Consider the following 11,461-nt stretch of genomic DNA (forward strand, 5'->3'; position numbering starts at 1 on the left):
CTTCGGCAGCTCCTACAGGTTGTTGGTTGATCAGGAGAACCTGATCATCCAGTTACAGATCAGCGAGGGTCGAGACCAGAATCGCCTTGATCGTGTGCATGCGGTTTTCCGCTTGCTCGAAGGCGATGCAGGCTGGGGACTCGAACACGTCGTCGGTCACTTCGATGCCGTTTTTCAGGTGCGGATACTGTTCGGCAATCTGTTTGCCGACCTTGGTATCGCTGTTGTGGAACGCCGGCAGGCAGTGCATGAACTTGGTACGCGGGTTGCCGGAGGCTTTCATCAGCTCGGCGTTGACCTGGTACGGCAGCAATTGCTGGATACGCTCGGCCCAGGCTTCCACCGGTTCGCCCATCGACACCCAGACGTCGGTGTGGATGAAGTCGACGCCTTTGACCGCCGCTTTCGGGTCTTCAGTCAGGGTGATGCGCGCACCGCTTTCTTCCGCATATTTGTGGCAACGCTCAACCAGATCATCCAGTGGCCACAAGGCTTTCGGCGCGCAAATACGCACGTCCATGCCGAGCTTGGCGCCGACCAGCAGCAACGAGTTGCCCATGTTGTTGCGCGCGTCGCCGAGGTAGGCGTAGCTGATTTCATGGATCGGCTTGTCGGCGTGTTCACGCATGGTCAGCACGTCGGCGATCATTTGCGTCGGGTGATATTCATCGGTCAGGCCGTTGAACACCGGTACGCCAGCGAACTTGGCCAGTTCTTCGACGATTTCCTGTTTGAAGCCACGGTATTCGATGGCGTCGTACATGCGCCCCAGCACGCGGGCGGTGTCTTTCATGCTTTCCTTGTGACCGATCTGCGAAGAGTTCGGGTCGATGTAGGTGACGTTGGCGCCTTGGTCATACGCCGCCACTTCGAACGCGCAACGGGTACGGGTCGAAGTTTTTTCAAAGATCAGGGCGATGTTGTTGCCCTTCAGGTGCTGCTGCTCGGTGCCGGTGTACTTGGCGCGTTTGAGATCGCGGGACAGGTCGAGCAGGTAACGCAGCTCACGTGGGGTGTGGTGTTCCAGGCTGAGCAGGTTACGGTTGTGAATGTTAAAAGCCATGATGGATCTCCTTCGGTGTCGGTTATCCCCCTGGCCGCACGTTGTAAGTGTCGGCCAGGGCTCAGAGGTTTAGTAATCGATCGGGTCGCGGATGATCGGGCAGGTCATGCAGTGGCCGCCGCCACGGCCACGGCCCAATTCACCGGCGCTGATGGTGATGACTTCCACGCCGGCCTTGCGCAGCAGGGTGTTGGTGTAGGTGTTGCGGTCGTAGCCGATAACCACGCCCGGTTCCACCGCAACCACGTTGTTGCCGTCGTCCCATTGCTCGCGTTCAGCGGCGAAGCTGTTGCCGCCGGTTTCCACCACGCGCAACTTAGGCAGGTTGAGGGCTTTGGCCACGGTGTCGAGGAAGGTGCCTTCTTCGCGGCGGATGTCGATGCCGCCCTGTTTGCTTTCGTCTGGTCGCAGGGTGAACGCGACGATCTGATTAACCACCTCAGGGAAAATCGTCACCAGGTCGCGGTCGCAGAAGCTGAACACGGTGTCGAGGTGCATCGCCGCACGGGATTTCGGCAGGCCGGCAACGATGACTTTTTCCACGGCTTTGTTCTTGAACAGGTTCAGCGCCAGTTGGCCGATGGCCTGACGTGATGAGCGCTCGCCCATACCGATCAACACCACGCCGTTGCCGATTGGCATGACGTCGCCGCCTTCAAGAGTGGAACTGCCGTGTTCCTTGTCCGGGTCGCCGTACCAGATTTCGAATTCGGCGTTGGTGAACTGTGGATGGAATTTATAGATGGCGGTGGCCAGCAGGGTTTCCTGACGGCGCGCTGGCCAGTACATCGGATTCAGCGTCACGCCACCGTAGATCCAGCAGGTGGTGTCGCGGGTGAACTGGGTGTTCGGCAGCGGCGGCAAAATGAAGCTGGAGTGGCCGAGGAAGTCGCGGAACATCTGGATGGTCTTGCCACCGAAGCTGTCCGGCAGATCATCGGCAGACACGCCACCAATCAGGAATTCGGCGATGTGCCGTGGCTCAAGGCTTTTCAGCCAGGATTTGACTTCGTTGATCAAGCCCAGGCCTACCGAGTCGGCGGTGACCTTGCGCTCGAGAATCCAGTCCAGCGCTTCGGGGATGGCGACGATGTCGGTCAGCAGGTTGTGCATTTCCAGCACATCGATGCCGCGCTCGCGCATTTTGGTGACGAAGTCGAAGTGGTCGCGCTTGGCCTGGGCCACCCAGAGCACGTCATCGAACAACAGCTCGTCGCAGTTGTTCGGGGTCAGCCGCTGATGGGCCAGACCTGGGGAGCACACCATGACTTTGCGCAGTTTGCCGGCTTCGGAATGTACGCCGTACTTAACTTTTTCCGTGGTCATTTCAGATCCTCCAGATAACAAAACAATCAGGGGTTACAGAGTCAGGAAGCCGTCGTAGAGACCGTAGGCAGCCACCAGGGCACCCACGACCACTGCGGCGAAAATCAGCTTCTCGACGTTAGTGAAAATCGGTTGTTTGAGTTCCAGCTTGGCTTTGGCGAACAGGATCGCGCCAGGTGCGTAGAGCAGGGCCGAGAGCAGCAGATACTTGACCCCGCCGGCATACAGCAGCCACACCGCGTAGATCAACGCGATGCCGCCGATAATCAGATCCTTGCGCCGCTCGGCCGCGAAGCCCTCGTAGCTTTCGCCGCGCACCGCCAGCAGCAGGGCGTAGGCCGCCGACCACAGGTACGGCACCAGAATCATCGAGGTGGCGAGATAGATAAGCGACAGGTAAGTACTGGCCGAGAACAGCGTGATGATCAGGAAAATCTGCACCATCGCGTTGGTCAGCCACAGGGCGTTGACCGGTACGTGGTTGGCGTTTTCCTTACGCAGGAACTCCGGCATGGTGTGGTCTTTGGCAGCGGCGAACATGATCTCCGCACACAGCAGCACCCACGACAGCAGCGCGCCCAGCAGCGAAATAATCAGACCAACACTGATCAGTACCGCGCCCCAGTGACCGACCACGTGCTCAAGCACGGCGGCCATCGACGGGTTCTGCAGTTTTGCCAGTTCCGGCTGAGTCATGATGCCCAGCGACAGCACGTTCACCAGCACCAGAAACAGCAGCACGGTGATGAAGCCGATCACGGTGGCCTTACCGACGTCCGAGCGTTTTTCGGCGCGGGCCGAGAAGATGCTCGCGCCCTCGATGCCGATGAACACCCACACGGTAACCAGCATCATGTTGCGCACCTGGTTCATCACGCTGCCCAGATCCGGGTTTTTGATGCCCCAGATGTCGGCGGTGAAGATGTCCAGTTTGAAGGCGAACACCGCGATCAACACGAACAGCAGCAGCGGCACGACCTTGGCGACCGTGGTCACCAGGTTGATAAACGCCGCTTCCTTGATCCCGCGCAACACCAGAAAATGCACGGCCCACAGCAGCACCGAGGCACCGATCACCGCCGCAACGGTGTTGCCTTCACCGAAAACCGGGAAGAAATAGCCGAGGGTGCTGAACAGCAGAACGAAGTAACCGACGTTGCCCAGCCAGGCACTGATCCAGTAACCCCAGGCGGACGAGAAACCCATGTAGTCACCGAAACCGGCCTTGGCGTAGGCGTAGACACCGCCGTCCAGGTCAGGCTTGCGATTGGCGAGGGTTTGGAAGACAAAAGCGAGGGTGAGCATGCCGACAGCGGTGATGGCCCAACCGATCAGTACCGCGCCGACGTCGGCGCTGGCGGCCATGTTTTGTGGCAAAGAGAATATCCCGCCACCGATCATCGAGCCGACTACCAACGCAACCAGTGCACCTAGTCGTAGTTTTCCGGGAGCTTCAGACATTGCATGACTCCATTGCAGGAGAGAAGAGATCACAGCGTAGTTCTGTTGTCTGTTCAAACAGCTGACTTAGATCAGTGCATGGTCACATTCCATTGTTAATGAATGACTTAGGCCGCCACTGCAGGCATAAAGCTATTGTCTGAAATGCCCGTTCTAGAGGCTTTCTGGTGATGTTCTTGGGAATGGCTATTATTACTTTCGAATTATCACGCTAGTTCTTTTTGGCGGTTTGGCAAATTTTCCGCCTCTGTTTTCAGTACAGAATTGATTTATTAGGATCAGCGCACAAAACTGTCTTAGCGTGCTAGGCGTTAGCGTCATCGGCTATATATAAATGGGCGTTTGTTGGCGTTATCTAATAAACGTACTTACTCTTTACCCATTTAGTTAGTTAAGACATAAACCTGTGGTGAGGGGATTTATCCGCGATGGGTGGCGAAGCCGCCCCAAAGCCTCAGAACTCGTTCTGTCTGATACACCGCGCTGACTGGGTCTGGGGCGGCTTCGCCACCCAACGGGGATAAATCCCCTCGCCACAGGGGGGCGGTGCATCTGGGGTTTGGGTGGATCTTGGGGTTTCGGTAGAAATTGAGAATTCGTTGATCAGGAAGGGAGATTTGCATGTCGCAACCGACGCAAAAGCTGCGATTAGGCGCGTTGATCGCCCTGGTGGTGGGGTCGATGATTGGCGGGGGGATTTTCTCGTTGCCGCAGAACATGGCAGCACGCGCCGACGCCGGGGCGATCCTGATCGGTTGGGGTATCACCGCGATCGGCATGTTGACGCTGGCGTTCGTCTTTCAGACCCTGGCCAACCGCAAGCCGGAACTGGACTCTGGGGTCTACGCCTACGCCAAGGCCGGGTTTGGCGACTACATGGGGTTCTCTTCGGCGTGGGGTTACTGGATCAGCGCGTGGCTGGGCAACGTCGGTTATTTCGTCCTTTTATTCAGCACCCTTGGCTACTTTTTTCCGGTGTTCGGCCAGGGCAACACGCCGATCGCCATTGCCTGTGCGTCGGTGCTGCTGTGGGCCGTGCATTTTCTGGTGATGCGCGGGATCAAGGAGGCGGCGCTGATCAATCAACTGACCACGGTGGCCAAAGTCGTGCCGCTGATCATGTTCATTGTCATCGCGGCGGTGGCGTTCAAGGCTGACATTTTTACCCGCGACATCTGGGGTACCAGCAACCCGAATTTCGGCGGGGTGATGGATCAGGTGCGCAACATGATGCTGGTCACCGTGTTCGTCTTCATCGGCATCGAAGGCGCCAGCGTGTACTCGGCGCGGGCGGAGAAACGCAGTGACGTCGGCCGCGCCACGGTGATTGGTTTTGTCGGCGTGCTGGCGCTGCTGGTGCTGGTCAACGTGCTGTCGCTGGGAATCATGAGCCAGCCGGAACTGGCGAATTTGCAGAACCCGTCACTGGCGGCAGTGCTCGAGCACATCGTCGGGCCGTGGGGCGCGCTGTTGATCAGCATTGGTCTGGCAATTTCCCTGCTCGGTGCCTTGCTGTCGTGGGCGCTGCTGTGTGCGGAAATTCTTTTCGCCACGGCCAAGGACAAAACCATGCCGGCGTTCCTGAAAAAGGAAAACAAGAACCACGTGCCGGTCAATGCGTTGTGGCTGACCAATGCGATGATCCAGATTTTCCTGCTGATCACGCTGTTTTCGGCGGGCACTTACACCAGCCTGATTTACCTGGCGTCGTCGATGATTCTGGTGCCGTACCTGTGGTCGGCGGCGTACGCGGTGTTGCTCAGCGGGCGCGGCGAAACTTACGAACACGCTTCGGCCGAACGCACCAAGGATCTGCTGATCGGCGGCATCGCCCTCGGTTATGCGGTGTGGCTGTTATATGCCGGTGGGGTGAAGTATTTGCTGCTGTCAGCGCTCTTGTATGCCCCAGGAGTGATTTTGTTTGCCAAGGCCAAGCATGAGGCGGGCGAACCGTTGTTCACCCATGTCGAGAAAGGCATTTTTACCTGCGTGGTCATCGGCGCGGGGCTGGCGGCTTACGGGTTGTACAGCGGTGTGCTGTCGTTGTGAGGTTGTCGCTTGCGTATGCGCCGCCGTATGACTGGGAGGCGATGTTGGGGTTTCTCGCGGCGCGGGCGGTGGTCGGGATGGAGGTTGTGGTCGAGGGTGTGTACTCGCGCAGCATCGGGTTGAACGGTGTTCACGGCACGGTTTCGGTGTGGCTTGGGACGGCGGATGCGCTGGAGGTCGAGTTGGACTTTCCTGATCCGGCAGCGGTGCCCGAGATCGTGATCAGGTTGCGGCGGATGTTTGATCTGGATGCTGATGTGGCGTTGATGCAAGGGCATCTGGCGAATGATCCGTTGCTGGCGCGGTTGATCGCCGAGCGCCCGGGGGTGCGCATTCCTGGGGCGTGGGATGGGTTGGAGTTGGCGTTTCGCGCGGTGCTCGGGCAGCAGATTACGGTGGTGGCGGCGATTCGTTTGGCCGGGAAACTGGTTGCGCAACATGGGGTGACGCTGGATTCGGGCGTGCCTGGATTGACCCATGTGTTTCCCGAGGCGGACGTGTTGGCAGCGGCAGATCTGGCGGCGCTGGGCATGCCGAAAAGTCGTGGGCGCACGCTGTCGGGGGTGGCGCAGGCGTTGCTGGAAGAACCTTCATTGTTTGAACCGAATCGCGAGGGTGGCGTGGCACGGCTGCTGGCGTTACACGGGGTAGGCGAGTGGACGGCGCAGTACGTTGCGTTGCGGCAATTGCGCGATCTGGATGGGTTTCCCCATGGTGATGTCGGGCTGCTACGGGCACTGGAAGTGTTGGAGGGCGTGCGACCGACAGCGCGGGATTTGGCTTTGCGCGCTGAGGCCTGGCGGCCTTATCGAGGGTATGCGGCGCAACTGTTGTGGACATCCTTGAGCCGGGCGGACTGATCCGAATGTCGCTTGGTCAATTCAGGCCTCATCGCGAGCAGGCTCACTCCTACAGTTAACCGCGCTCCATCAGTAGGACGCGGTCAACTGTAGGAGTGAGCCTGCTCGCGATAGCGGTTTAAAATTCACCACTGAGGTTGGTGGGAACCCAAGTCCGTGGCAGGCAACGCCCACTGCAACGGCGTACCGCTGATCTTCACCGGCACCTGCAACCGATGCGCCGGGCCCCATGGGGTTTGCTCCACCGATACCCCATGATCCTGTTCATCCTCAACGCGCAGCGCTTGCGTTGTCCCCGACCCATACTCAATCAACAATTTCGCCGTCCGCGCCAATGACAACCGCGCCGAGCCACCGCGTCCACTGCGCAAGCGCTCGGTCAGCAACTTGAGCGCACTCGCTGCCAGCAAATACCCCGTCGCATGATCCAGCGCCTGCACCGGCAACGGCGTCGGTTTATCGGCCTGCTGCCAACGCTGCCCGGCCTCGGCGATGCCGCTGCTCATTTGCACCAGGCTGTCGAAGCCCCGGCGGTTCTGCCAGGGGCCGCTCCAGCCGTAGGCATTGAGGCAAACGTCGATCAGCCCCGGCGCCAGTTGGCGGCGGCGTTCTGCGCCGAAACCGAGATGCTCCAGTGCGTCGGCGCGATAGCCATGCAGCAGGATGTCGGCGTCTTTCAACAAACTTTCGAACACCGCTCGATCCGCCGCAACCTTCAGATCCAGTCGCGCACAGCGTTTACCCAAGGTCATTTCCGGGACGACACCGGGCTCATTCCAGGTCGGCGGATCGATGCGCAAAACTTCCGCGCCGAGCCCCGCGAGGAAACGACTGGCGGTAGGGCCGGCGAGCACTCGGGTCAGATCCAGGACCTTGATCCCGGCCAATGGGCGTTCCACTGAGCCTTGCCACGATTTCGCATGTTCATCCTGATTAGTGATGAAGTGAACAAGCTGCTCGGCATTCACCGCCAACCCCTGCGGATGCTGTTGCCACTGCGCCCAACTGCGCATTTCGGCGGCGCAACCCTTGGCGTCGACCACCGCTTGCTCCAGCTCCGTGCTCGTCCATTGCGCGACTTTCGCTGCCATCGCTGAGCGGTCAGCGCAGGCACCGAGCACGCGTTCAGCGGCAGCGCGATGATGCGGGGCGTTGGTGTGCAGACGAATCCAGCCGTCGCAGGTTGGGTAATCACCAGCAATCGGGTCCCACAGTGGCGGCACCTGCCAGCCGATCGGGCGCAGTGAACTGGAGAACCAGAACGAGGCCAGGCGACGGTCGACTTCAATGGTGGGCAGTTGGCCGGTTTGCTGATGCAGCAGTTCGCTGACGGCTTGTCCGGCAGCGGCAATGCTCGCGCAGGCAAGGTCGGTGACGGCGAACGCCGAGGGCAGGGCGCCTCGGCCAGTGAACGGAATTGGCGTGTGCGACAAGCCGAGTGCGGCTTGAATGGACGTGAGTAAATCAGTCATCGAAGGCCCTCCGGAGCGAGAGGGCGATGATAGTGCAAAACAATCCCGAGTCAGATGAAATCCCCGATTGCAGGGTTGCCACTTGACCCTGTGGGAGCTGGCTTGCCAGCGATAGCGGAGGGTCAGTCAACAATGTACTGACTGATCTGCCGCCATCGCTGGCAAGCCAGCTCCCACAGGGTTTGTGGTGATTTTCGCTAGGTGTTTATACGCGGAACTGGTCCATCAATTTCATCTGTTGGCTGGCCAAGGCATTGAGCTGGCTGCTGATCGCGGCCGATTCAGTGGCTTGGCCGGTCAAGGTTTCGGTCACGGTACGAATCGCCGAAACGTTACGGTTGACCTCTTCGGCCACCGCGCTTTGCTGCTCGGCGGCGCTGGCGATTTGCAGGTTCATGTCGCTGATCACCGTCACCGCGTCGCTGATCTTGCCCAGCGCATCCACCGCCTGACGAATCTGCCCGGCGTTGTTGTGCGCCTGGGTCTGGCTCGAATGCATGGTCGCGACCACGCCACGGGTGCCGGTCTGGATGCGTTCGATCACTACGCGAATTTCTTCCACCGAATCCTGCGTGCGTTTGGCGAGGTTACGCACCTCGTCGGCGACCACGGCGAAACCACGCCCGCTCTCACCGGCACGGGCCGCTTCAATCGCCGCGTTGAGCGCCAGCAGGTTGGTCTGTTCGGCGATGCTGCGGATCACTTCCAGTACCGAGCCGATCTGCTCGCTGTTGACCGCCAGCGCTTCAACTTCAGTCACCGCTTTGCTGACTTCATCGGCCAGTTGGTTGATGTCGCGGGTGCTGCGCTCGATGATCGACATGCCGTCCCTGGCCGACTGATCGGCACCCTTCGCAGCATTGGCCGCGTTCGAGGCGCTGTTGGCGACGTCGTGGGCGGTCGCGCTCATTTCGTTGGAGGCGGTCGCAACCTGGTCGATTTCACGGAACTGCACCTGCATGCCTTCGCTGGTCTGGCGGGCGATTTCCGAAGACTGGTCGGCGGTGCCGCGCGCTTCGGTGATGCTTTGTTTGATCTGCGCGATGGTCGGTTGCAGCTTGTCGAGGAAACGGTTGAACCAGTTGACCAGTTCGCCGAGTTCGTCCTTCTTGCTGTAGTTCAGGCGTTGGGTCAGATCGCCTTCACCGCTGGCAATGTTCTTGAGCATTTCGGCGACGCTGTTGATCGGCCGGGTGACGCCGGACGCGGTGAGCCAGATCAGCAACAGGCCAATCACGCCGGCCACGATGGCGACCAGCAGCGCGGTGATCACGCCGGTGTCCTGTGCGTCATCAAGCACCGCTTGCAGCTTGACCGAATCGGCCAGCAACACTTGTTTCGGCAGGTCGATGACCACGCCCCAGGCGCGCGCGTTGCCGATCGGATCGACCGGATACACCGCACGGATCAGATCGCCCTGTTCGATGATTTTCGGCGTGCCGGAGGCGAGCAGTTGCAGTACATCCTGACCATTGGCGCCGAGGGTGTCGTTGATCTTTTTGCCGACCTTGGTCGCGTCCGAACTGTCGGCAGCGAGCACGCCGCTGCCGGAAACGATCAGCATGTGCCCGGCGTTGTTGAAGAGGTTGCGTTGCGACTCGACAGCGGCCGCTTGCAGGGCGTCGAGGGCGATGTCGACACCGACCACACCGATGGCCTTGCCGTCGACGATCAGCGGCACGGAAATGGTCGTCATGAGCATTTCCTTATTGCCCACGGTGTCGGCGTACGGGTCGAGCAAGCAGGTGCGTTTGTTGTCGCGAGGGCAGGTATACCAGCTGTTGTACGGCGTGCCGCTGACGCTGAGGGTGGTTTTGGTCAGGTCTTCCTCGACCATGATCGTGTTCAGCGAGGAACCGGCGGCGCGACTCCAGTACGTGGCGAAACGCCCGGCTTCGTTGGACTGGCGTGCCGCATCGTTGGCGAATTCACTGTCCTTGCCGTCGAGACCGTTCGGTTCAAAGGCGAGCCAGATGCCGAGCACCTTGTCGTTGCGCTCGAAGGCGGTTTTCAGGCTCAGGTTCAACTCTTCACGCAGGGCACCGGCGTCCAGTGAACGCTTGGCGGCCATGACCCGCATGTCCTTGATCTGGTCAGCCAGCGCGGTGATCACCAACAGGCTTTCGCCGAAGGTTTTCTGCACCCGCACCGCTTGTTCGGCGGCTTTGGCTTGCAGCAGGTTCTGCACACTGGCGGTGAGCAGCTGATTGCTGGAATTGCTGACCAGTTCGTCGTTCTGGTTGGTCTGGTAGATGTTCATGCTGACGATCAACGCGACCACGCCGAGCAGGCACAGACCGGAAAGCAGAACGATTTTCAGGCGAATGGACAGAGAGTCGAACATGGGGCGATCTCGCGAATGAATAAACGGGTGGCTGGCGGACATGAACTATCCGGTTCGCCAAATCCATTCAGCGCCATTTAATGCTCATCGGCGCGAGGCGAGAGGGCATGAGCCGGCTGCCGACGAACGGTCGTCGCTAAACGTTTGCGCAGGGGAAAGTGCTGGAAATCGGAACAATTTCAGGGAAGTGTCTGCGTGTTTTGGAGGGCACTTGTGGCGAGGGGATTTATCCCCGTTCGGCTGCGAAGCAGTCGTTAGACCAGAGAATGCGGTCTGTCAGTGGGACGGGGGGGGCGGGTTTGGGGCCGCTTCGCAGCCCAGCGGGGATAAATCCCCTCGCCACAGGGTTTATGTATGCAGTGATCTTTGAAACATCAGGCCGGTTTAGTGATGGTTTCCGGGCGCGACCAGATCCACAGGTTGCCCAGACTCATCCCGGCAATCGCCAGATAAACCGGCCAGCCGTGATCAAGCATCACCAGCATCAACGTCGCGCAGAGCAGCATGCTCACCGTCGCACTGACCTTGGCCTTGCGCGCGATGATCTTGCCGTTGCGCCAGTTACTCAGAATCGGCCCGAACAGCCGATGGTTTTCCAGCCAGGCACTCAGGCGCGGCGAGCTGCGGGTCGCGGCCCAGGCGGCGAGGAGGATGAACTCGGTGGTCGGCAGGCCGGGCACGACAATGGCGATCAGGCCGATGCCGAGGCTGACGTAGGCCAGAAGGCCGAACAGCACGCGGGCGAGTTTTGAGGAGGCGGGTTGCGGCATGGGCTCAGCGGATTGCTTCTGAAGCGGAATGGAGATCTTACAGACTTACGCGCCCCCCCTGTAGGAGCTGCCGCAGGCTGCGATCTTTTGATGTTGTTTTCAAGATCAAAAGATCG

The 11,461-nt window shown here is 59.8% G+C and carries 8 protein-coding genes and 1 pseudogene; 2 read left to right on the forward strand and 7 right to left on the reverse strand.

Translation table 11 applies throughout. The features are described 5' to 3' along the window. Positions 1 to 52: 52 nt before the first annotated feature. The 3 genes from PMI37_RS26050 to arcD (PMI37_RS26060) all read right to left on the reverse strand — a co-directional run bounded on the left by PMI37_RS26050 (position 53) and on the right by arcD (PMI37_RS26060) (position 3,850). On the reverse strand, positions 53 to 1,063 hold the full coding sequence (locus PMI37_RS26050; protein ID WP_008086805.1) for an ornithine carbamoyltransferase: 1,011 nt from the start codon (positions 1,061 to 1,063) through the stop codon (positions 53 to 55). A gap of 69 nt (positions 1,064 to 1,132) precedes the next feature. After that, a complete protein-coding gene (arcA, locus tag PMI37_RS26055; protein ID WP_008086806.1) occupies positions 1,133 to 2,389 on the reverse strand; it encodes an arginine deiminase in 1,257 nt (418 codons plus the stop codon). 33 nt (positions 2,390 to 2,422) lie between these two features. After that, positions 2,423 to 3,850 (reverse strand): arginine-ornithine antiporter, encoded by a 1,428-nt coding sequence (gene arcD, locus PMI37_RS26060; protein WP_008086807.1) that lies wholly within the window; start codon positions 3,848 to 3,850, stop codon positions 2,423 to 2,425. Positions 3,851 to 4,471: 621 nt separating this feature from the next. On the opposite strand from arcD (PMI37_RS26060), the gene arcD (PMI37_RS26065) reads away from it, so the two are divergent. Continuing rightward, positions 4,472 to 5,899, forward strand: coding sequence for an arginine-ornithine antiporter (gene arcD / locus PMI37_RS26065; RefSeq protein ID WP_008086808.1), 1,428 nt, complete (start codon positions 4,472 to 4,474; stop codon positions 5,897 to 5,899). After that, the gene (locus PMI37_RS26070; RefSeq protein WP_008086810.1) at positions 5,896 to 6,759 is read left to right on the forward strand and encodes a DNA-3-methyladenine glycosylase family protein; all 864 of its coding nucleotides are present in this window, start codon (positions 5,896 to 5,898) and stop codon (positions 6,757 to 6,759) included. Before arcD (PMI37_RS26065) ends, PMI37_RS26070 begins: the two co-directional genes overlap by 4 nt. A gap of 125 nt (positions 6,760 to 6,884) precedes the next feature. On the opposite strand, the gene PMI37_RS26075 is transcribed toward PMI37_RS26070, so the two are convergent. The 4 genes and pseudogenes from PMI37_RS26075 to PMI37_RS26085 all read right to left on the reverse strand — a co-directional run bounded on the left by PMI37_RS26075 (position 6,885) and on the right by PMI37_RS26085 (position 11,345). Next, entirely contained in the window at positions 6,885 to 8,231 is a 1,347-nt protein-coding gene (locus PMI37_RS26075; protein WP_008086811.1) for a CoA transferase, read from the reverse strand. A 205-nt stretch (positions 8,232 to 8,436) separates the two neighbouring features. Beyond that, positions 8,437 to 9,192: a methyl-accepting chemotaxis protein gene (locus tag PMI37_RS32595; RefSeq protein WP_440094767.1), complete on the reverse strand. Its 756-nt coding sequence runs from the start codon at positions 9,190 to 9,192 to the stop codon at positions 8,437 to 8,439. A gap of 102 nt (positions 9,193 to 9,294) precedes the next feature. Beyond that, positions 9,295 to 10,617, reverse strand: a pseudogene (locus PMI37_RS32600) (PDC sensor domain-containing protein); the annotation flags it as partial. Positions 10,618 to 10,949: 332 nt separating this feature from the next. Then, positions 10,950 to 11,345 (reverse strand): YbaN family protein, encoded by a 396-nt coding sequence (locus PMI37_RS26085; protein ID WP_008086813.1) that lies wholly within the window; start codon positions 11,343 to 11,345, stop codon positions 10,950 to 10,952. Between the last annotated feature and the right edge of the window lie 116 nt (positions 11,346 to 11,461).

Source organism: Pseudomonas sp. GM80 (assembly GCF_000282515.1).
GTDB lineage: Bacteria > Pseudomonadota > Gammaproteobacteria > Pseudomonadales > Pseudomonadaceae > Aquipseudomonas.

Excerpts from the sequence above, each read along its gene's own strand:
- PMI37_RS26050 (WP_008086805.1), bottom strand. The coding sequence starts at position 1,063 with ATGGCTTTTAACATTCACAACCGTAACCTGCTCAGCCTGGAACACCAC.
- arcA (WP_008086806.1), bottom strand. The coding sequence starts at position 2,389 with ATGACCACGGAAAAAGTTAAGTACGGCGTACATTCCGAAGCCGGCAAA.
- arcD (WP_008086807.1), bottom strand. The coding sequence starts at position 3,850 with ATGTCTGAAGCTCCCGGAAAACTACGACTAGGTGCACTGGTTGCGTTG.
- arcD (WP_008086808.1), top strand. The coding sequence starts at position 4,472 with ATGTCGCAACCGACGCAAAAGCTGCGATTAGGCGCGTTGATCGCCCTG.
- PMI37_RS26075 (WP_008086811.1), bottom strand. The coding sequence starts at position 8,231 with ATGACTGATTTACTCACGTCCATTCAAGCCGCACTCGGCTTGTCGCAC.
- PMI37_RS32595 (WP_440094767.1), bottom strand. The coding sequence starts at position 9,192 with ATGCAGGTGCAGTTCCGTGAAATCGACCAGGTTGCGACCGCCTCCAAC.
- PMI37_RS26085 (WP_008086813.1), bottom strand. The coding sequence starts at position 11,345 with ATGCCGCAACCCGCCTCCTCAAAACTCGCCCGCGTGCTGTTCGGCCTT.